Origin of the sequence: Psychromicrobium ferritrahens, assembly GCF_043789415.1 — a bacterium.
Classification (GTDB): domain Bacteria; phylum Actinomycetota; class Actinomycetes; order Actinomycetales; family Micrococcaceae; genus Renibacterium.
Window position 1 is genome coordinate 1,522,563 of the sequence record NZ_JBDLLW010000001.1, and the last position, 20,229, is coordinate 1,542,791.

17 protein-coding genes are annotated in these 20,229 nt (G+C 59.0%); 7 read left to right on the plus strand and 10 right to left on the minus strand.

Going from position 1 to position 20,229, the window contains the following annotated elements; genetic code table 11:
- Nucleotides 1-193: 193 nt before the first annotated feature.
- Nucleotides 194-784, plus strand: coding sequence for a hypothetical protein (locus ABDK06_RS07030; protein ID WP_394940254.1), 591 nt, complete (start codon nt 194-196; stop codon nt 782-784).
- Here the strand turns inward: ABDK06_RS07030 and ABDK06_RS07035 are convergent.
- Complete coding sequence (locus tag ABDK06_RS07035) at nt 741-1,976, minus strand: PucR family transcriptional regulator (protein WP_394940255.1); 1,236 nt, start codon at nt 1,974-1,976, stop codon at nt 741-743. The genes ABDK06_RS07030 and ABDK06_RS07035 overlap by 44 nt on opposite strands.
- Nucleotides 1,977-2,173: 197 nt before the next feature.
- Between ABDK06_RS07035 and ald the strand changes: the two genes are divergently transcribed.
- Nucleotides 2,174-3,286: an alanine dehydrogenase gene (ald, locus tag ABDK06_RS07040; protein WP_394940256.1), complete on the plus strand. Its 1,113-nt coding sequence runs from the start codon at nt 2,174-2,176 to the stop codon at nt 3,284-3,286.
- Between the two features lie 117 nt (nt 3,287-3,403).
- Here the strand turns inward: ald and ABDK06_RS07045 are convergent, their stop codons facing one another.
- Nucleotides 3,404-4,036 carry a TetR/AcrR family transcriptional regulator gene (locus tag ABDK06_RS07045; protein WP_394940257.1) on the minus strand — a complete coding sequence of 211 codons (633 nt, stop codon included), beginning with the start codon at nt 4,034-4,036 and terminating at the stop codon, nt 3,404-3,406.
- A 110-nt stretch (nt 4,037-4,146) separates the two neighbouring features.
- Here ABDK06_RS07045 and ABDK06_RS07050 point away from each other — a divergent pair, with 110 nt between their 5' ends.
- Nucleotides 4,147-4,713 carry an NAD(P)H-dependent oxidoreductase gene (locus tag ABDK06_RS07050; RefSeq protein WP_394940258.1) on the plus strand — a complete coding sequence of 189 codons (567 nt, stop codon included), beginning with the start codon at nt 4,147-4,149 and terminating at the stop codon, nt 4,711-4,713.
- Between the two features lie 171 nt (nt 4,714-4,884).
- Here ABDK06_RS07050 and ABDK06_RS07055 read toward each other — a convergent pair whose 3' ends face one another.
- From ABDK06_RS07055 to ABDK06_RS07070, 4 genes are all read right to left on the minus strand, one after another.
- On the minus strand, nt 4,885-6,579 hold the full coding sequence (locus ABDK06_RS07055) for an ABC transporter family substrate-binding protein (RefSeq protein WP_394940259.1): 1,695 nt from the start codon (nt 6,577-6,579) through the stop codon (nt 4,885-4,887).
- Between the two features lie 90 nt (nt 6,580-6,669).
- Nucleotides 6,670-8,835, minus strand: a complete 2,166-nt coding sequence (locus tag ABDK06_RS07060; protein ID WP_463401502.1) for a dipeptide ABC transporter ATP-binding protein — start codon at nt 8,833-8,835, stop codon at nt 6,670-6,672.
- Nucleotides 8,832-9,788, minus strand: coding sequence for an ABC transporter permease (locus tag ABDK06_RS07065; protein ID WP_394940260.1), 957 nt, complete (start codon nt 9,786-9,788; stop codon nt 8,832-8,834). The genes ABDK06_RS07060 and ABDK06_RS07065 overlap by 4 nt, the downstream gene beginning before the upstream one ends.
- On the minus strand, nt 9,785-10,768 hold the full coding sequence (locus ABDK06_RS07070) for an ABC transporter permease (RefSeq protein ID WP_394940261.1): 984 nt from the start codon (nt 10,766-10,768) through the stop codon (nt 9,785-9,787). The genes ABDK06_RS07065 and ABDK06_RS07070 overlap by 4 nt, the downstream gene beginning before the upstream one ends.
- 563 nt (nt 10,769-11,331) lie before the next feature.
- On the opposite strand from ABDK06_RS07070, the gene ABDK06_RS07075 reads away from it, so the two are divergent.
- A complete protein-coding gene (locus ABDK06_RS07075; RefSeq protein ID WP_394940262.1) occupies nt 11,332-12,585 on the plus strand; it encodes an aminotransferase-like domain-containing protein in 1,254 nt (417 codons plus the stop codon).
- On the opposite strand, the gene ABDK06_RS07080 is transcribed toward ABDK06_RS07075, so the two are convergent.
- The 4 genes from ABDK06_RS07080 to ABDK06_RS07095 all read right to left on the minus strand — a co-directional run bounded on the left by ABDK06_RS07080 (nt 12,582) and on the right by ABDK06_RS07095 (nt 17,368).
- Nucleotides 12,582-13,934, minus strand: coding sequence for a dihydrolipoamide acetyltransferase family protein (locus ABDK06_RS07080; protein WP_394940263.1), 1,353 nt, complete (start codon nt 13,932-13,934; stop codon nt 12,582-12,584). The genes ABDK06_RS07075 and ABDK06_RS07080 overlap by 4 nt on opposite strands.
- 30 nt (nt 13,935-13,964) lie before the next feature.
- Nucleotides 13,965-14,939, minus strand: a complete 975-nt coding sequence (locus ABDK06_RS07085; RefSeq protein WP_394940264.1) for an alpha-ketoacid dehydrogenase subunit beta — start codon at nt 14,937-14,939, stop codon at nt 13,965-13,967.
- A complete protein-coding gene (gene pdhA / locus ABDK06_RS07090) occupies nt 14,936-16,069 on the minus strand; it encodes a pyruvate dehydrogenase (acetyl-transferring) E1 component subunit alpha (RefSeq protein WP_394940815.1) in 1,134 nt (377 codons plus the stop codon). Before pdhA ends, ABDK06_RS07085 begins: the two co-directional genes overlap by 4 nt.
- A gap of 180 nt (nt 16,070-16,249) precedes the next feature.
- Nucleotides 16,250-17,368, minus strand: coding sequence for a histidinol-phosphate transaminase (locus ABDK06_RS07095; protein WP_394940265.1), 1,119 nt, complete (start codon nt 17,366-17,368; stop codon nt 16,250-16,252).
- 49 nt (nt 17,369-17,417) lie between these two features.
- Here ABDK06_RS07095 and ABDK06_RS07100 point away from each other — a divergent pair, with 49 nt between their 5' ends.
- The 3 genes from ABDK06_RS07100 to ABDK06_RS07110 all read left to right on the plus strand — a co-directional run bounded on the left by ABDK06_RS07100 (nt 17,418) and on the right by ABDK06_RS07110 (nt 20,216).
- Nucleotides 17,418-17,843 (plus strand): phage holin family protein, encoded by a 426-nt coding sequence (locus ABDK06_RS07100; RefSeq protein WP_394940266.1) that lies wholly within the window; start codon nt 17,418-17,420, stop codon nt 17,841-17,843.
- A 189-nt stretch (nt 17,844-18,032) separates the two neighbouring features.
- A complete protein-coding gene (gene purB / locus ABDK06_RS07105; RefSeq protein ID WP_394940267.1) occupies nt 18,033-19,493 on the plus strand; it encodes an adenylosuccinate lyase in 1,461 nt (486 codons plus the stop codon).
- Nucleotides 19,494-19,769: 276 nt separating this feature from the next.
- Complete coding sequence (locus tag ABDK06_RS07110; protein WP_394940268.1) at nt 19,770-20,216, plus strand: hypothetical protein; 447 nt, start codon at nt 19,770-19,772, stop codon at nt 20,214-20,216.
- Nucleotides 20,217-20,229: the final 13 nt, after the last annotated feature.

A 20,229-nucleotide genomic window follows, 5' to 3' on the forward strand; every position in this document is an offset into this window, starting at 1 on the left:
AATCGACCCTATTCTGAGCAGCACGATTTAAGCCAGTCGCCGCGGATCTTTTCGCGATCGTTGCTCTTGTGCCCGCAATGCTCAGCAGAAGCAGAGCTCAGTATGGGTTCTCAACTGAGTCCCAGCTTGGAATTGACCCGGAATTACCGCCTAGATATTGCTCAATGCAATATTCCAATGTTTGGCTAAAACTATGGATTTCTGGGGAGACTTACCCAGCTGGATTACCGCACTCATCGCGGGAGTAGCAGCCTGGTTCGGTTTGCGACAGTATCGAAAGGACCTTGCCGAGAACGCGATCCGCCATGAGAGGGAACGGAAGGCACAGCCGGCCAGACTGGGGATCTGGTGGGCCCACCATATCGCCGCAGGCCAGTACCAAACCTTGGAGGAAGCGACTCAAAAGAGCAACAGTTCCCCGACCGAGTCAGCGGAAAAAATCAATCGTGACCGCGGCCTGGTCATTTCAAATTCTGCGAACATCATTTTTCACAATCTAGTTATCAAAACCACGTTTGACGGCAGGGAACTCCTCCCGGTGAGGATTCACTCGCTGCCCCCTGGTTCCTATTTCACGCCCTTTAGGCAAAAGGAGGAACGCTGCTGGGGGTGGACCCAGTCCACCGAAGTCCTGCCGGGAAACTTCACTGCCCTCACGGAAGCCCGCAAGTATCAGATCGATTCAGTGACTTTTACCGATGGCTTGGGTCAGCGGTGGAAAACGGATGGACACGGCACCCTCAGTTTGCTTGAGGAAGAGATCCCTCCAGGCGCGGGCGCTTAGCCCACCGCTGCGCTTTGAGCACACAGTGCAGTTCGAGCCTTACTGCACCGCTCAAAGGATCCGCCCCGATCATCGAACGAATTCTCAGCAAGCGGTTATAGATCGAGCTGCGGTGCACGTGGAGGTGTTCGGCGACGGACTGCACAGAGCCATCGGCGTCATACAGCGCTTCTAGGGTGGAAAGCAGTTCCCGGTTGCGATCCCCTGCGGCAAGACGACGATAGTAGATGGAGGTCTGGTTACTCCAGTACTTTCCCGCGAGAAGCTGATAGATCCCCACTGAGCGGCAGTCCACGAGTTCTCCCAAGCCGGGGTCTACTGCGGCCGCCTGGGCCGCTATCTTCGCCTGCTCACTGGCCTCAGGAAGCATCGCAATCGAGGAGAACGGCTCGCTGATGCCGAGCAGCACTCGATGCGCCGAGCGGCCCATTCTTTTGCTCAGCTCAACTTGGTATTGCACCAGGACCGAAGCATGATTTGCCCGCCCCACCGAATCCCGGAACAGCATAACCGCGTGAGTGCTGGTGCCCGCGCTGAAAAGGGCGGCGTCCATTCCGATCGTGGCCTGCAGCGCAGCGGAACGATGCGTCAGGGTGGCAGCCAGCGGATCATCCGCTCGCCATGGCGTACCAGCTGACACCTCAAGGGCCGAGACCACCTGCCAAGGCCCCCGGTTCATGATCTCGCGCCAGCCGGCGATGGAGCCGAGGGCAGCTGGCTCACCACGGCATGCGGCCAGGAATTCCTGTTCCCGGCGGCGGCGCTGCTCGGATTCTGCGGTATTCGAATCCAGCAGCAGCGCGGCCAGCAAATCGAGTTGATCGCGGACCGAGGGCAATTGGCTCAGAATGGCGGTGGCGGATTCTTCATCCGCCTCCTGCTGAACCCAGAGATAGCCCACCCGGTAGCCACGCACCAGCAAGGGAACACAGACCCGGCCAAACATGCCGAGTGATTCATTGGCCGGAATCGCTACTGGTCGTACCGCAACTGAAATACCATGAGCCAATTGCCAGGCACTGACGTCTGAAGGCACTCGCTTGCTGAGCAGAAAGTTGACCCGCACCTTATCGGCGTGCGGTTGATTAGAGCTGTAGGCGAGCAGAATGCCATCCAGATCCTCAAGCGATAAACCGCGGCCCAGAGCAAGGGCAACCTCTTCGACCAGACCTTCGACATCGGCAGAGTGCACGTTCCAAGACTACGTCGAAATACAACATCAGGCGACATTTGCCGCCTAATAGCTCGACATTTGTCTCATTACTTTTGAGTAAATCACTGAAAAGTCAGGGAACAGGGCTCTTACCGCTCTCAGGCACGCTGTCTGCTGGCTCACACCGGAATTATTCTGGAGAGGTATTCCATCCAGTCCAAAAATGGAGCCCAGCCATGATCATCGGCGTCCCCAAGGAAATCAAAAACAACGAATTCCGGGTGGCAATCACCGCCTCGGGTGTGCACGAATTCGTCAGTCACGGCCACACGGTCCTGATCGAGAAGGACGCCGGCACCGGCTCCTCGATCTCTGACAGCGAGTACCTCGCCGCCGGAGCGCAGATCCTCGACTCGGCCGATGAGGTCTGGTCCCGCGCGGATATGGTGATGAAGGTCAAGGAACCGATCGCGGCTGAATACCATCGCTTTCGACCGGGCCTGGTGCTCTTCACCTATCTGCACCTCGCCGCCGAGCCTGAGCTGACCGCAGAACTGGTCACGTCCGGCGTCACCGCCATCGCCTACGAAACGGTGCAGGAAGGTCGCGCGCTGCCGCTGCTGGCCCCGATGTCGGAAGTCGCTGGCCGACTGTCGGTGCAGGTCGGTGCTCAGTCACTGACCGCCCCAGCCGGTGGCCGGGGCATGCTGCTCGGTGGCGTCCCCGGAGTGCGGCCCGCCAAGGTGGTTGTCCTGGGAGCCGGGGTTGCCGGAAGCAATGCTGCTGCGATGGCTCTTGGGCTGGGTGCAGATGTCAGCATCCTGGATATCAATATCAATCGGCTTCGTGAGCTGGACGCTCTTTACCAAGGGCGTTTGAAGACCATCGCGTCGAACACCCTGGAGATCGAGAAATCACTCCTGGAGGCCGATCTGGTCATCGGTTCCGTGCTGATTCCGGGGGCTAAAGCACCCAAACTGGTCACCAACTCACTCGTGGCACGGATGAAGCCGGGCTCCGTGCTGGTGGATATCGCCGTCGATCAGGGCGGCTGCTTCGAAGACAGCCACCCCACCACTCACGAAGACCCCACCTTCACGGTGCATCAGTCGCTGTTCTACTGCGTGGCCAATATGCCCGGCGCGGTGCCCAACACCTCGACTTATGCACTCACGAACGTCACCCTGCGCTACGCCGTCGCACTGGCAAACCTGGGCACCAAAGCCGCTCTGGAACGGGATCCGGCCCTCGCTGAAGGCCTCAACGTCGCCGGTGGAAAGGTGACCAACCGTTCGGTGGCGCTAGCCCATGGGCTTGAACTCACAGCGGACTGGCGTTCCCTGCTCTGAGCTTCCGTGAGCCGAGCTTGGAACTGGGCCCAGTTCGCAGGGCCCAGGTCGCTGAGTCCAGTTCGCTGAACCCACTTCCAAGCTGAGCCCAGTTCCAGGCTCGGTGCAGCGCGATCCTCAGCTCAGCTCAGCTTCACGATTCAGAATGCGATCCACCAGGTATTGCCAGAATTCGTACTGCCGTTCGGCGTCGATTCCGTTGTTCCGACGCTGAAACCGCAACAGCCCGGGCTCCAGACTGGCCAGTAAGGCATAGCAGAGCAGCTGGATGTCGACTCCTGTGCTCTCGGCGCCGGCGGCTCGCAAGAGCATCGCAAGATGCATTCGATGCAATTGCACTGCGGGGACGCCGAATCGATGTTCGGCGTCTTCCCGCGCCGCCTCCTGCAATTCTCCGGTGATGGCCACCCGGTCGATCACCGCCCGGCCATAAGCCAACAAGCGCTCACGCGGCTCAGCTCCGGGCCCCAACGGCGGAGGGCCGAACATCCATTCCCGCTGAAAAGCCTTTTCGGTGTGGTTCAGCAGTGTTTCGAGCAGTCCTGAACGGCTACCGAAGCGACGGAAAATAGTGCCCTTACCCGTACCGGCCTGCTCCGCGAGTCGATCCATCGTCAGGGCTTCTACACCACCCTCGGCAATAATCTGCGCAGCGATCTCCAATAGCTTTTGCCGATTACGGGCAGCATCGCCCCGCTCCGCCGGATCGCCGGGTGGATTCGAAATAACCGGTAATAAAAATTTTGACAAAAAACCTCAACTCGGGAATATGAATCGGACTACGGTCCGTTTTATCAGTGAACTGCCCGCATGGCGTGCAGTCCCCACCCCTTAAACCTAGAAAGCATCAGGTAACTATCATGACTGAAAACACAGTACTCGCTCTAGTGGGCAGCCTGCGCGCTGGCTCCACCAACGGTCAGCTCGCCGAGACCGCGGCTCATCTGGCCCCGAGTGGCAGCAAAGTAGTGATCTTCGACGGCCTGGCAGATATCCCCTTCTACAATGACGATATTGACCTGCCGGGCTCAGTTCCGGCCGCTGCCCAGCGTTTGCGCGAGGCCACCCAGAACGCCGATGCTCTCTTGCTGCTGACCCCCGAACACAACGGCACGATTCCCGCCGTGCTGAAGAACGCCATCGATTGGCTGTCCCGCCCCTTCGGCGAAGGCGCCCTCAAGGGCAAGCCCACCGCCGTGATCGGTACCGCTTACGGTCAGTACGGCGGAGTGTGGGCTCATGACGACGCTCGTAAGTCGCTTAAGATCGCTGGCGCCGACGTCGTCGAAGAAGCCAAACTCTCCATTCCCGGCTCACTGGTCCGCTTCGCTGAAGTGCACCCCAAGGATGATGCCGAGGTCTCGACGCAGGTCAGCGAAATACTGGAAACCCTGCTCGGTGCGCTGAAGGATGAGGTCGCTGCCTGAAGTTCAGAGCTCCTCAATCGGGCTCCCCTCTAGCTGCTGGATGTTGATAGCCTGACTTCCTCCAGAACTGCTGGGAAACTTAAAGAGCTGTGGCCCCGGAATTCTCCGGGGCCACAGCTCTTTGTCTTAGCCGATCAGGTATTCGCTGAATCAGCGAATCAGCCTCGAGACTTACTTCTGGAAACCGACCTCAGACCAGTTCACGGTCTTGAACAAGGAAGCGCCATAGTTGGCGAGACCCGTCCGGACGTAGAAGATCTCCGGGCCGTTGAAGGCGATACCGGGCACAAAGTACTTGGCCATGAAGTCCTTCTCAATGTCCATCGCCGTCTTATTGCGCTCAGCGTTATCAGCAATGCTGCTCACCTTGGCAATGCGGGCATCGATCTCAGCGTCACCCACTCCGAATTCACCGTTCTTGGAGTCGTAGTACTGCTTCACGCCACCAGTGGCGTCAGAGCCCATGCCGTAACCGCTCATGGTCATCTGGAAGGTGCGCTCACCGACTACTTTGCCGAAGTCGTTGCTGCCCTTCTGATCAATGCCGACATCCAGGCCAGCGTCCTGCAACTGCTTCTGCAGGGTCTGCACGGTGGCCAGAGTGGTCGGATCGTCACCGAAGTTGGTGATCTTGAAGGCGATCGTCTTACCATCCTTGACGGCCTTGCCATCGGAACCGATGGTGTAACCGGCATCGGTCAGCACCTTCTTAGCGGCATCCGCTCCAGTATCCTTGACCGGGTAGTTGTCCTGGTAATAAGGCGAGAACGGCATCAGCATCTGGGATCCGGGAGGGTTCTCATTCCAGTTCAGGCCGGCGAAACGAACCTTGGCGATTTCCTGGCGATTGACCGCGGTCAGAATAGCCTGGCGCACCTTGACATCATTCATCGGAGCAACTGCGGCGTTGATGTTCAAACCACCGCCGAACAGACGCTGTCCGGTGCGAACCTCGGAATCCGGGGTGCCCTTCAACTGGTTGAAAGAGTTGATGGTACGGCCTGAGGCGATATCGATCTCTTTGTTCTTGAAGGCCGCGATCTCTGCGGCATCTTCCATCTGGCGGAAGACGATGGAGTTCAGTACGGGCTTCTCGCCCCACCACTTGTCGTTCGGCACCAGGGAGACAGTCTTAGCCGCACTGTCGTACTTGTCCAGTTTGAACGGGCCGGCCATCCACTCCGGGTGCAGGTTGTCGACGAAGCCGTCGTTGAAGATCTTCGTAGTATTAATGGCCGGGTTCACCAGACCAGCGAAGAGATCGCTCAGCGGGTAGCTGGGGTGCTTCATCGTAACAATGACGTCCTTGGGGCTTGCACCCTGCACAACGTTCTCGATGTTCTCCCAGGCGCCCGGGGTCACAATGTTGTTTTCCTTGATGGTGCCGCTGAGCTGCTTCCAGCTATTGATGAAAGCATCGGCGGCAATCGGAGTGCCGTTGTTCCAGATCGCCTTTTCGTTGATCTTGATGGTGATGGTCTGCTTGCCGCCATCGACCTTGGAGTCGAAGCTCTCGCAGTAGTCCTTATTGAGCGCCGGAGTGCCATCGGCTTCAGAGTTCCAGCAGCCATTGGTCGCCACATTGTTCATCGGCTGCTGAAGAGAGATGTTGTCGGTGTTGTTGCCGTTCTGGTTGAAAGGGCTGAAATCGGGGCCCAGATTACCAACCGCCAACGTGAAGGTGCCGCCCTGCTTGAGGTTATCCACCGGCTGGGTGTTCATGCTGATCAGCTTGTTGATATCGGCGCCGGCGGTCTGTGCGCCAGCGGAGGTCGGGCCGCCGGAGTTGCCTCCGCTGCCACAGGCAGTGAGCAGCAGCGCAGAAGCCACCACCATCACTCCCCCGAGTTTGATTTTGTTATTCATGGTTTTCCTTTCCAGCGGTACTCATTGGGTTCTTACTCTGAAGCCTGCCCGTCATCGCGCAAGCCAATCTGGGTGATCGGTCTGAAGAATTCAGCGCACAAGCATCGCCTCATCCAGCCTGCCGTCCGGAAACAAGCAAGCATGTTCATGATCATCGGAATGCGGACCGTCGCCAACCGCGGGAACTAGCAAAGGCATCTTTTCCTGGCACCGCTGTTGCTTCTCCTGCGGCAGCGCCGCATAGATCGGGCAACGGCTGGTGAAAACACAACCCGACGGCGCATCGAGCGGCGTCGGCAGGTCGCCTTTGAGCAGGATTCGTTCCCGCTGCCGCTCGATCTTCGGGTCCGGAATCGGGATCGCCGAGAGCAAGGCCTTGGTATACGGGTGTTGCGGATTGTCGAAGACTTCGTCAACGTCGCCGATCTCGACGATCTTGCCGAGGTACATCACGGCGACTCGGTTCGCAATATGACGGACCACTGACAAATCGTGCGAGACCAGCAGATAACTCAAGCCGAGTTCGGCCTTGAGTTGCTCAAGAAGGTTGATCACCCCGGCCTGCACTGAAACGTCCAGCGCGGAGACGGGTTCATCGAGGACTACCAGTTTCGGGTTGGTGGCCAGTGCGCGGGCAATGCCGATGCGCTGCCGCTGACCGCCCGAGAACTGGTTGGGAAAGCGATTCACGTGGTCCGGTTGCAAGCCCACCAGTTCCATCAGGTTCAAAATCCGCTTTTTGATCTCGGCCTTGGCGACGCCCTGGTTTTCCAGGGGCTCAGCGAGCGCCTCGAAAACCGTGAACCTCGGGTCGAGCGCACCCGTGGGGTCTTGGAAGACCATCTGAAGGTCTTTGCGAACCGTGCGCCGTACATCAGCGACTCTCGCCGTCTTGTTCAGCGCCTCACCGATTCTGATCTCTCCGGGCTGGCTGCTCTTGAACTCCATGATTTCCAGCAAGGTCGTGGTCTTACCGCAACCGGATTCGCCCACCACGGCAAAGCATTCGCCTTCGCGGATATCGAAGCTGATCCCATCGACAGCCTTGACCGTGCCGATCCGCCTTTTCAGCAGAGCACCCTTCAAAAGCGGGAAGTGCTTCCTAACGTCGGTCAGCTGAAGTACCATCTTGCGCTGGCTGCGCGGCACATTTTCCAACACCGACACCGGAATCTCGGGCACATCATAGACTTCATGGGCATCCGCATCGGCGCCGATCTTCTCGGTCTTAATGCAGGCCGCTTGGTGCTTGGGATCGCCGTCAACGGTCACTAAGCTCACATCGGTGGTCCGGCATTCCTCGCTGGCCAGCGGGCAGCGGGCCGCAAAAGCACAACCGGGGGGAGGCGAAATCAGATTCGGCGGAGTGCCCTTGATCGGTACCAAAGCGGATTTCGCGCTGGTGTCCACCCGGGGAATAGCTCCCAGCAAACCAATGGTGTAGGGCATTCTGGGGCGGTAGTAGATGTCCTCTGCATCACCGGTCTCGACCGAACGTCCGGCGTACATCACCATGATCTCGTCCGCGATCCCCGCCACTACGCCGAGGTCATGGGTGATCATCACCACTGCCGCGCCGGTCTCTTCCTGAGCCACCTTGAGAACCTCAAGAACCTGCGCCTGGATCGTCACATCCAGCGCAGTGGTCGGCTCATCCGCAATCAGGACTTTGGGATCATTGGCCATCGCTATCGCGATCATCACTCGCTGCCGCATACCGCCGGAGAACTCATGGGGGAAAGCCTTGAGCCGGCTCTTCGGGCTGGGGATGCCGACCAGCCCCAGCAGCTCAATCGCGCGAGCTTCCTTGGCAGCACGGCTCATCCGCGGATTGTGGATGCTAAGGGTCTCGATAATCTGATCACCGATGGTGAACACCGGGGTCAATGAGGAGAGCGGATCCTGAAAGATCATCGATAGCTCTTTGCCTCGGAACCCCGACATCTTGCGATCGTTCATGCCGAGCAGTTCGTGACCTCGGTAGCGGATCGAACCGGTGATTTCAGCCGTCTCGGGGAGTAAGCCCATGACCGCCATCGAGGTCACCGATTTCCCTGATCCGGATTCGCCGACGATGCCCAGGGTACGACCCGGCCGAACATCGAAATCGATGCCGCGCACAGCGTGATTCAGGCCGTTCTCCGTGTTGAACTTGACGCTGAGGTTCCGCACCGTCAGCACGGCGTCGTCCGCTGCCGGCCTAGTGCCTGCGGCAGCATTCATATCGATCAATTCGGGTTGCAGTTCTGCCGTCATTTCTTTTTCTTCTTCGCTTTGCCGACCGAGGAGGAGCTTGGATCGAAGGCGTCACGCAAGCCGTCGTTCATCATGGACAGTGAGCCGGTCAAGAGGAACATCGCGATCAAGGGGAACCAGAACATCCAGGGGTAAGAACTCACTTGGGCCGTTGACTGGCCGATCAGAACTCCGAGGCTGACATCCGGATCCTTGATGCCGATGCCGACGAAGGAGAAGGCGACCTCGCTCAGAATTGCTATCGTCACCCCTCGAGTCAACTCGAGAACCAGCAGGGAACCGATATTGGGCACCAGATGCCGCCAGACGATCTTCAGCGGTGGCACTCCCATGAACTGCGCGGCCTTGACGAACTCCCGGGTCATCAAGGACTGACCCAGCGAGCGGATCAAACGGGCAGCACCCATCCAACCGAAGACCAACAGCACGATGGTCAACAGGATCCAGCCGGGAATATTCTCCTTGAGACGACCGCCACCGCTGGTCACAATGGCCACAATCAGAATGGAGGGCACCATAATCAGGGTCTCCAGGACGAAAAGCATGATCCGCATCACGGGTCCACCGAAGTAGGCCATGGTGCAGCCGTAGATCGCGGCAATCAGTGTGGAACCGGCACCGACGATCAGGCCGATCAAAATCGAGGTGCGTAAGCCTTCGACCATTTGCGCGAAGAGATCGCGCCCTGACTGGGTCGTACCGAACCAATGATCTGCCGAGGGACCGACGCCGATATTGAAGACGTCGAGAGTAGTCTTATCCCATTTCTGCAGCAGCACGCCGGCGGTTGAGAAGAGACAGAGCAGCAGGAAGATCGCCAAACCCGCAACAGCGGTTTTATTGCGCAGGAAGCGGCGCAGAATAATCCGGCTCTTGCTGATCACAGCATCGCCGGATTCCATCGACTTCTCAATCTCGACTTCCACCGGATCGGGCATATTCATCGTGGTCATGAAACCCTCACTCTCGGATCGACCAGGGTGGTGGCAAAGTCCGCCAGCACCGCACCGACCGCAAAGACCACCGAGCCGAAGGTCACCGTGGCCACGGTGCCATTCACATCAGCTGCGCTGATCACATCCAGAGACCATTTGCCGATGCCCGGCCAGGCGAAGATCTGCTCGGCGAAGAACGCACCAGTGAACAGCAGGGGAATGGAGAAGGCGATGCTCTGCGCTACCGGGATGAACGACACCCGCAGCGCATGCTTGCGGATCGCCTGGTTTCTGGTCAGCCCCTTGGCCCTGGCGGTGCGAACGAAATCGGCATTGATATTGTCCAGCAAGTACTGCCGTTGGGCCACCTGATAGCCCTGCCAGCCCAGGATGGTGAGCGCAAAAGTAGGCACCAGATAGTGTGCCGCCAGGTCCACGATAGTTGGCCACCCAGGCTCGACTCCGACCGAGGATATCCCGGTGACGAACAGGGTCTGAGCGCCCGTCCATTCATTGATCTTGATGGCCAGCAGCTGAATCAGGAAGTAACCGATCGGGGCCGGCAGGATATAGACGAAGTAGCTGTAACCCGTGATCACCCGATCAGAGATCTTATACTGCCGAGCGGCTGAATAAACACCGAGCGCAATACCGATAATGATGGTGAGGATGAGTGAGACCAGGATCAAGCGGGTGGAAACCCAGACTCGGTCACCGAATTGGGCATTGACGAATCCACCATTGGGGCTGCGCCCCCAATCCCACCGGGTGACCACGCCGACCAACCAGTCGACGTAACGCTCCCAGGGATTCTTGATCGGATCGAGTCCGAGACTCGTAAAATTGGCCTGCACCTGTTCCGGTGTGGGCCTAGGGATCTTCTCCTGCTCCAAAAGCGCGGGTTTCATGGTGGAAACAGCCAAGAAATACGTCGCGGTGGTGGTCAGGAAGATCATGACCAAATAGCTGCCGGCTCGCTTGAGCAAATATAAAAGCATCTAACGAAAGCTTCTAGGACCAGGAACTCTTCTGTACGCAGGCAGATGGTTTGCTTGGAGCTTTTCCTGGATTTCCCATGACCAACGTTGACACCTTGTACTTCCTCTCGAACGGCTTGTGGCCTGATGAATGACGCGTGCTCAGCCCGAAGACGGTTGCTCTCAGGCGGATTTTGCATGTGCAGCCGCTTAGCTTTCCACGCCCCTACCGACTATGTCGCGCATCACATTGCACCGAATCTAACACAGCAGTTTCACACCATCGCCACAATTCACAGGGAAGCATTCCCCGCGTTAACAAAGGGAAGCAACCGAACTCGTCGGTAACTGAGTAACCTCCGAGGCCTTGATTCCGCAAATTTCCCCCGACATCTAGGCGAATTCCAGGCAAACAACCCAGAAGTCACGTAACCCCAGGCCCCACAGCTGGAACAGCCGTGTGATCTGCTGGACTTCATTGCGTTACCCAAAAGTTACTAAACCGTCACCAGTTGCATTACGGCACATGGAGGAATAGGCAACAGAAGTTATCTGCCAAACAACCGCAAGGTTATGCTTGAGAGGTGACTTCTCCTCTAGCCAATGACGCATCGCTGACCAGTCTCTTCTCCGCTCGAGCAGCAAATATCAAACAATCAGCCGTGCGCGACGTCTTCGAGATCTCCATGCAACCGGGGCTCATCTCACTCGCCGGCGGGAACCCTTATCTGCAATCCCTACCGCTGGAAAAGCTCGCTGAATCGGCGGCCCGGATCATTGCCGAGCAGGGACTCGAAGCCCTGCAGTACGGCGGCGGTCAGGGCACCCTCGAACTCCGTGAGCAAATCTGTCAGGTGATGGCAGCCGAAGGGATCACAGACGCCGATCCGGAGAATGTCGTGATCACCGCGGGCTCGCAATCCGCCCAGGATGTGGCAGCCAAAGTGTTCTGCGATCCCGGCGATGTGGTGCTAGTCGAGGACCCCACCTATGTCGGTGCACTCAATGCTCTCGAGGCCTATCAGGTGGAAGTGATTCCGATGGCCGGAGACGGCGAGGGGCTGCTGCCCGAAGCCCTGCGCGAGCAATTGGCGCAGCTGCGCACAGCAGGCAAGAAGGTCAAGTTCCTCTACACCATCCCGAACTTCAATAACCCCTCAGGGGTGATGCTCAGCGAGCAGCGCCGCCAGCAGATCATCGATATATGCAAAAAAGAGCATATTTTGATCCTAGAGGATAATCCCTACGGCTTGCTGAAGTTCGACGGCGCCCCCTTGCCGCCGCTGCGCGCTCGGGACGCGGAAAACGTGCTCTACCTGGGTTCCTTCTCCAAGATCTTCGCGCCAGGCCTACGCATCGGCTGGGCCTTGGTCCCCGCCGAACTCAAGCAGCGGTTTTACCTGGCCAGCGAAGCAGTGACGCTCTGCCCGCCGACTTTCAATCAGATGCTGGTTTCGGCATATATCAGGGACTACGATTGGCTGGCGCAGGTGCGACGCTACCGGGAACTCTATGCCGAACGCTGCGAGACCATGCTCGAAGCGCTCGAAGAGCATATGCCTGCCGGAGTGACCTGGACCAGGCCGGTGGGCGGCTTCTTCGTCTGGCTGACCTTGCCGGACCACGTCGATAGCTATCCGCTATTGCGCGAGGGTATCGACGCCGGAGTGGTCTTCGTTCCCGGTGCGGCTTTCAGCACCAAGCCGAAGAGCAGTTCCTTGCGGCTCGCCTTCAGCGCGGTGAGCTCCGAGAACATCAGGGAAGGTGTCCGCCGCCTCGCCCCGATCCTCGCCAAAGCCGTCACGAAGCAGCCCAGCGAAACCACTGCCGCCGGCTAGTCCAGTAAGAGCGCCGGCTCTTCGAGAATCGCGGCAACGTCCGCGATGAAGCGAGCCGAGAGGTCGCCATCCACCACGCGATGATCGAAAGAACCACCCAAGGTGGTGATCCAGCGCGGTACCACGACGCCGTCCACCACCCAGGGCTTCTGCTTAATAGTGCCGAAGGCCACGATTCCGACCTCACCGGGGTTCAGAATCGGCGTTCCAGTATCCAGACCCAGTGCACCGATATTGGTGATGCTGATCGTGCCGCCTTGCATATCGGCTGGCTGAGTCCTGCCCTCGCGGGCGGTGGCGGCGAGCTGATTGAGGGCGACCGCCAGATCCTTGAGCGAAAGCTGCTGTGCATCCTTGATATTCGGCACCACCAAACCGCGTGGCGTGGCCGCAGCGATTCCGAGGTTCACAAAGTGCTTGATCAGGATTTCCTCTTCAGCCCAGCTGGCGTTCACTCCGGGGTTACGCGATGCCGCCCAGATCACTGCCTTGGCCACGATGAGCAGCGGCGAGACCTTGATTCCTTCAAAGTCCCGGCTCGCCTTGAGTCGCTTCACGAACTCCATGGTCCGACTCGCATCGACGTCAACGAAAATAGAGACGTGGGGTGCACTGAAGGCACTCTGCACCATCGCCCTCGCGGTGGCTTTCCGAACCCCTTTGACCGGAATCCGGTCAATTCTGTCGGTGGAATCGCTCACGGACGGCGAACCGTCCGTCCCGAGGGCCCGCTGATCGTAATACTCCTGAAGGTCCCTCCGAGTCACTTCACCACGGCTACCAGTGGCGATCACCGCGGTGAGATCCACACCCAAGTCCTTGGCCGCTTTACGCACCGGCGGAGTGGAAAGCACTCTGATGACCGGGGCCTCGAGTGGAGGGGACGAGAGGTCCGCGGCCGTGCTAGCTGGAGCCGGCTGCGCCCTGCGAGGTCTGCGTCTCACCGCATCGGCTTTCGGCCCTGAACCCACCAGGGGCGCCGGAGCCTCAGTGGAGTCCGGTGCAGGGCTCAGCGTCTGCTCAGCGGGCTTAGTGATTTTCCTCGCTGATTCCTCCAGCAGCGCCGGATCGAGATCCAAGAGACCCGGGGCTGGCAGCGCAGCTGATTCACCCGCCGCGGCACCGATCGAGATGATCGGGGTGCCGACGTCGACCGTCTGCCCCTCAGCCACCATCAACTCGGTGACCTTCCCGGCGTAGGGGGAGGGCAACTCGACCAGCGATTTAGCGGTTTCGATCTCCACCAGAACGTCATTGATAGCCACGGTATCGCCGACTTTGACCTTCCAGGACACGATTTCCGCCTCGGTCAGCCCCTCGCCGACGTCCGGCAATAGAAAGGTACTCATCTGGACTCCCTCAAGATGGTAGGCATTGAATCAGTAGGCCATTGCGCGGTCGAGTGCTTCCAGGATCCGGTCAATGTCCGGCAGGTATTGCTCCTCGACCTTCGCTATCGGATAGGGCATGTGGAAGCCACCGATCCGGATCACCGGGGACTTCAGTGAATAAAACGCACGCTCACTGATCCGGGCCGCGATCTCGCCGCCAAGTCCCCCGAAGGTCGGGGCTTCATGGGCGATCAGCAGTCGGCCAGTTTTCTGCACCGAGCCGGTGATGGTTTCAAAGTCAATCGGGGAGAGCGAGCGCAAGTCAATGACTTCGAGACTGCGCCCGTCCTGCTCGGCGGCGGCTGCCGCCGCGAGCGCCACCGGAACCAGGGGTCCATAGGCGAGCACGGTGGCATCCAGACCTTCACGCAGAATCTGGGCTTCAAAGGGGCTGCCAGCGGGTGACTCTGTATTCACCTCGCCCTTGAGCCAGTACCTCCGCTTGGGCTCGAAAATAATCACCGGATCGGGGCACTGCACCGCCTGCTGCGTCATCCAATAGGCGTCGTGCGGATTCGAAGGAGTGATGATCCGCAGGCCCGCGGTATGCGCGAAAAGCGCCTCGGGTGATTCGGAGTGATGCTCGATCGAACCGATCCCGCCGCCGTAAGGAATCCGGATCACCACCCCGGTCTTCAGCTGACCGGCGCTCCTGGCGTGGATCTTGGCCAGCTGAGTGGTGATCTGGTTGAAACCCGGGAAGACAAACCCGTCGAACTGAATCTCACAGATCGGCCGGTAGCCGCGTAGCGCCAAACCGATCGCGGTGCCGATGATGCCTGACTCGGCCAGCGGGGTGTCCACCACCCGATCCGCACCGAATTCGGCCTTGAGCCCCTCGGTGACCCGATAGACGCCCCCGAGGGAACCGATATCCTCACCCATCAGCAAGGTCTTAGGGTCATCAGCCAGCGAGCGGCGCAAGCCCTCGTTAATGGCCTTCGCAATGGTCAGCCTCGTCATGACTGCTCGCCTTCCGCCGTGAAACCGGCTTCATACTCTTCCAGCCAAGCCAGCTCCTCAGCGATCAGCGGGTGCTGTTCCGCGTAAACGGAGGCGAACGAAGCTCGCAGATCAGGTGCCTTCATGGCCAGTACATCGTGGCGCAACTGGATTGCCAGCTGATCATCCTCGAGCTTCAGACCCTCGAAGAAAGCCTGATCGGCGTGGCCCTCAGCTCTGAGCAGCTTCTCCAGGCGCAAGAGCGGATCCCGCAGACGCCAGCTTTCCTCTTCAGCGTTTCCGCGATACTTGCTCGGATCATCCGCTGTGGTGTGTGCTCCTAAGCGGTAAGTGACTGCTTCGATTAGCACCGGGCCCTTACCCGATCGGGCATGTTCGAGCGCCCACTGAGTGGCCGCATAGACCGCGAGCACATCGTTACCGTCGACTCTGAGCCCGGGAAAGCCATAGGCCGCAGCTCGGTTGGCGAGAGGCACCCGGGATTGCACAGAGAACGGCACCGAAATGGCCCACTGGTTGTTCTGGCAGAAGAAGACCACTGGCGCCTGGAAGGAAGCCGCGAACACCATCGATTCGTGCACGTCGCCCTCAGAGCTGGAGCCATCTCCGAAATAGGCGACGACGGCGGAATCCTCCAGCTGCCCGGCAGCCTTATCCCGCTGCATCCCCATCGCGTAACCCACCGCGTGAAGGGTTTGGGCGGCCAGTACCAGAGTGTAGAGATGGAAGTTGTTTTCCCTCGGATCCCAGCCTCCGTGAGAAATTCCCCTGAAGAGACTCAGTAACTGCGCGGGATTTATTCCGCGGGCCATGGCCACCGCGTGCTCACGGTAGGTGGGGAAAATATAGTCTTCGGGCTGAGTGGCCCTGACGGAACCGACTTGAGCCGCCTCTTGACCCACCAAGGGCACCCACATGGCCAGCTCACCCTGGCGCTGCAGGGCAGTTGCTTCCTGATCGAAACGACGTGCCAGCGCCATATCGCGGTAGAACTGGCGAAGCCGATCAGCGCTCAACTCCTCCGCGTAGGCCCCGAAGACCTGATCGGAGGCTCGGCGGCCTTCTGGCGTGAGCAATTGCAATAGGTCCTGCTCGGCCCCGGAGCTTCCCGCCTCGGGTGCTATCGGCAGCTCTCCGCGCTGGGCGTTCTTTTCAATATCGGGCAGATTCGCTGTTGACACAGCAGACCTCAATCCATGCTTCGGCTATAAATATATTCCCCTCAAGGAATGCATAACTCTTGGAGAATATTTCTCCGACTCATCTTCCACTCTAATCAAAAAAACACGCAAATCCGGCCATGTGACCGACTAGGAAGCCACAGGAGGTTTTGTATAACTCTTACAGAACTGCAGAAAGCGGCTGTTAGCCTCGACTTCGCCGATGGAGACCCTGACACCCTCGTTCGCAAAGGGCCGCACAGAGAGCCCCTGAGCCTCGGCGAGGCCAGCAAATTCAACTGAATTCTCAGCTAGATTGAGCCAGATGAAATTGCCCTGGGCCTCCGGGACCTGCCAGCCTAGCTCTTTGAGACCGATCATCACCCTGTCTCGTTCCAGCACCAAGCTTTGTACCCGTTCCACTATTTTGGGGTAGAGCTCGAGCGATTTGATGGCGGCGTATTGTGCAACACTCGATGCCGCGAACGGTACCGCAGCGACCCGCAGGTACTGAGTCAGTTCCGGCTGCGCCACCGAGTAACCGACGCGTAAGCCAGCCAGTCCATACGCTTTGGAGAATGTACGCAAGACCACGATGTTCGGGTATTTCCGGTAGAGCTCAAGGCCTTGCACAGCCCTGAGGTCAGTGACGAATTCCAGATAGGCCTCGTCGACCACCACGACGACGTCTTCGGGCACCTTGCTGAGGAAATCTTCAACTTCGGCGGTGTGCAAGACCGGACCGGTCGGATTATTCGGGGTGCAGAGAATGATCACCCGAGTGCGTTCGGTGATCGCTGCGGCCATCGCCTCCAGATCATGGCGGGCACCCGCAGCCAGCGGTACCTGGATACTGCGCGCACCGGCCAAGCCCACTGAGATCGGGTAGGCCTCAAAGGAGCGCCAGGCGTAGATCACCTCATCGGGTTCCGCGCCGTCGTTGGCACCGGAGAATGCCGCCAGGATCTGGTTGAGCGCCCCGAGACTGCCTCCGCCAGTCACGATGTGCTCGGCGGGTACATCGAGAAAATCGCCCAGCGCCGTGCGCAATGGCGTTCCGCTCGGATCGGGGTAACGATTGATTTCCGGGCCTCCGACAAGAGCTTCCAGCACCTCCGGCAGAGGGGGCAGCGGATTCTCGTTGGAGGAGAGTTTGAAGCTTTCCATCCCTGCCACCTGAACCGGTGGTTTACCCGCGGCGTAGCGGGGCAGCCGCCCCAGCGCGGAACGTGGACGAACCGTAGACTCTGCAGGATTCTCAGTGCTCACCTTCACACTCTAACTGCTCAAATGCTGGGAAGTGTGCCAGCATGGAGGGATGGGAAAGTTCATCGTCCGAGTGCTCATCAGCACCATTGCACTATGGATCACCAGCTGGATCCTGCCCGGAGCGAAGATCGGCAATCAGGGCACCCTGGATCTCACCCAGGGAAATGACACCCTGGCCACCGTGCTGGCTTTCCTCTTCATCGGACTGATCTTCGGCGTGGTCAATGCCCTGATCCTCCCCCTGGTGAAGCTCATCTCGCTGCCCGTCACGATTCTCACCCTGGGGCTTTTCACCATAGTGATCAATGCCTTGATGCTCTGGCTCACCTCATGGCTGAGCGGTTACACCCCGGTGCACTTCACGATCGACAGCTTCTTCTGGACCGCCATCTGGGCCGCCATCATCATCAGCATCCTGTCCATGATCGGTAATGCCGTCACCGGAATCAATCGATCCGCCGACCACAAACGCTAGCCTCCCTGCCCGCGTTCCTCCCCTCCCCTCCCGCGTTCTGATTCAGCCGTCCCACTGAGTGTTACGCCGGTGGCAGATGATGTGTCGTATCTGCCCCTGGGGTAACGTCTGCACCATTGGAAGGGGCGGCTGGTCGCGGAGAGCGGAGGCCGAGGTGTGGATGGGGTTGAGGCATGAAAGAATCGAGCCATGGCACACATCTCCTCTGCTGATCAGACCCTCACTGATGTTTCCCGGATCGCCTCGGGGCGGCGTTCTTTCGCCGCACAGGAGAACGGCATCGCACTAGGGCCGCTGGACGGACGCTACCGCCCCGCCGTCGCACCGCTGACTGACTATCTTTCGGAAGCCGCACTCAACAGGGATCGTATCGCGGTAGAAGTGGAATGGCTCATCCACCTGAGTTCAGCTTCCGCACTGCCCGGCATCAGTGCGCTGAACGCTGATCAGCAGGAAAAATTACGTGCTATCGTCACCGAATTCGACGCCGATTCGATCGAGGAACTAGCCGAGATCGAAAAGGCCACCGTGCACGATGTGAAAGCGGTGGAGTATTACATCGGCCGCCGTCTGGCCGGAATCGGCATCGAGCAGCTCAAACCGCTCGTGCACTTCGCCTGCACCAGCGAGGACATCAATAACCTCTCCTATGCCCTCGGAGTGAAGGGCGCGGTGCAACATGTCTGGCTGCCAGCCGCCAGGACGCTGAGCGCCAAGTTACACGCGATAGCCGAAGAGAATCGTGCCGTGCCGATGCTCTCCCGCACTCATGGACAGCCGGCGACGCCGAGCACCCTCGGCAAGGAGATCGCCGTCCTCGCCTATCGCCTGGACCGGCAGCTGAAGCGAATTGAAAACGCCGAGTACCTGGGCAAGATCAATGGAGCCACCGGCACCTACGCCGCACACTACGCCGCAGCACCCGCACTGGATTGGCAAGCCATTTCCCGTAGTTTCGTGGAGGGTCTGGGGTTGAGCTGGAATCCGCTCACCACGCAGATCGAATCACACGATTGGCAAGCCGAGCTATACGCCGATATCGCACGTTTCAACAGGATCCTGCATAACCTCTGCACCGATATCTGGAGCTATATCTCCATCGGCTATTTCGCGCAGATTCCGGTACCCGGCGCCACCGGTTCCTCGACCATGCCGCATAAGGTGAATCCGATCCGCTTCGAGAACGCCGAGGCCAATCTGGAGATCTCCTCTGCTCTGCTGGATACCTTGGCCTCCACCCTGGTCACTTCACGCTGGCAACGAGACCTCACCGATTCATCGAGCCAGCGCAATATCGGCGTCGCTTTTGGGCACTCCCTTTTGGCGATCAATAACGTGCTGGGTGGTCTGGGTCGATTGGACACCGCCGAGCAGGTCCTCGCCGAAGACCTCGACCACAACTGGGAGGTCCTCGGTGAGGCCATCCAGACCGTGATGCGCGCAGAAGCCCTCGCCGGAGTGCCCGGCATGGATGATCCTTACGAACGCCTCAAGGATCTCACTCGCGGGCAGCGAGTGGACGCCACCAGAATGCGGGAGTTCGTCGCGGAACTCGGCCTCTCCCAGGATGCCGAAAACCGGCTGCATGCGCTGACCCCTGGAACGTACACCGGAATCGCTGCTCGACTGGTAGATCACCTCACCGACTAAGAGCCATCCGCAGAAACCCACCGGGCGCTTACTGAGTGCACCTGAGGCTAAAACGATTCACTTAGTCAGTTGCGCAAAGTTACCTTGTAGTACTCTGAAAAAACTCTAAAATTTAGCTCAATCTTCGCGCATTTCCCTTGCGGCTCACACCCAAAACACAGCAAACTCATAGCGACTAAAGCTTTTTAGTCACTAAATCCGAAAAGTGGTTGGTGCTTATCGGATCTACCCGGGAGATAATCACCAGCTGCATCGTTTCATAAGGAGCATCGCCCTATGTTCACGACAAAGAAACCACTGCAAAAAGGAATCGCCGCTTTCGGTATCGCTCTGGCACTCTCTTCCGCCGGAGTCACCTCCGCACAGGCCGCACAGCCGGCCGTCGCACCCGCTGCATCAGTGCCCACCACTGTTGCTCCCGCTATCTATCTCACCAACCCGTTCGATTGCCTCGCGGATGTGTATACCGGAAATGCCGGTTACACCATCTTTATCAAACGGGATCCCGCCAATAACGCCGTAGTTCCCTTCTGCTATGCAGAAGCGGGCGCTACCGGCGTTGATGTCAACTGGGTCTGGACCGTGCGCACCGGCAATAACCAGGGCGCATATACCTTCGTCGAGCAAAACGGCTGGGGAGCTACGGCAATCCGCCTCTTCGGCCGAGGGGAAGGTCACAGCTACGGTGACGCCATCAAAGTCACCTCACTCACCATTCTCTAGAGTGAGCGCGGCT

Excerpts from the sequence above, each read along its gene's own strand:
- ABDK06_RS07110 (WP_394940268.1), top strand. The coding sequence starts at position 19,770 with ATGTTCACGACAAAGAAACCACTGCAAAAAGGAATCGCCGCTTTCGGT.
- ABDK06_RS07050 (WP_394940258.1), top strand. The coding sequence starts at position 4,147 with ATGACTGAAAACACAGTACTCGCTCTAGTGGGCAGCCTGCGCGCTGGC.
- purB (WP_394940267.1), top strand. The coding sequence starts at position 18,033 with ATGGCACACATCTCCTCTGCTGATCAGACCCTCACTGATGTTTCCCGG.
- ABDK06_RS07065 (WP_394940260.1), bottom strand. The coding sequence starts at position 9,788 with ATGACCACGATGAATATGCCCGATCCGGTGGAAGTCGAGATTGAGAAG.
- ABDK06_RS07070 (WP_394940261.1), bottom strand. The coding sequence starts at position 10,768 with ATGCTTTTATATTTGCTCAAGCGAGCCGGCAGCTATTTGGTCATGATC.
- ABDK06_RS07080 (WP_394940263.1), bottom strand. The coding sequence starts at position 13,934 with ATGAGTACCTTTCTATTGCCGGACGTCGGCGAGGGGCTGACCGAGGCG.
- ABDK06_RS07030 (WP_394940254.1), top strand. The coding sequence starts at position 194 with ATGGATTTCTGGGGAGACTTACCCAGCTGGATTACCGCACTCATCGCG.
- ABDK06_RS07100 (WP_394940266.1), top strand. The coding sequence starts at position 17,418 with ATGGGAAAGTTCATCGTCCGAGTGCTCATCAGCACCATTGCACTATGG.
- ABDK06_RS07060 (WP_463401502.1), bottom strand. The coding sequence starts at position 8,835 with ATGACGGCAGAACTGCAACCCGAATTGATCGATATGAATGCTGCCGCA.
- ald (WP_394940256.1), top strand. The coding sequence starts at position 2,174 with ATGATCATCGGCGTCCCCAAGGAAATCAAAAACAACGAATTCCGGGTG.
- ABDK06_RS07055 (WP_394940259.1), bottom strand. The coding sequence starts at position 6,579 with ATGAATAACAAAATCAAACTCGGGGGAGTGATGGTGGTGGCTTCTGCG.
- ABDK06_RS07085 (WP_394940264.1), bottom strand. The coding sequence starts at position 14,939 with ATGACGAGGCTGACCATTGCGAAGGCCATTAACGAGGGCTTGCGCCGC.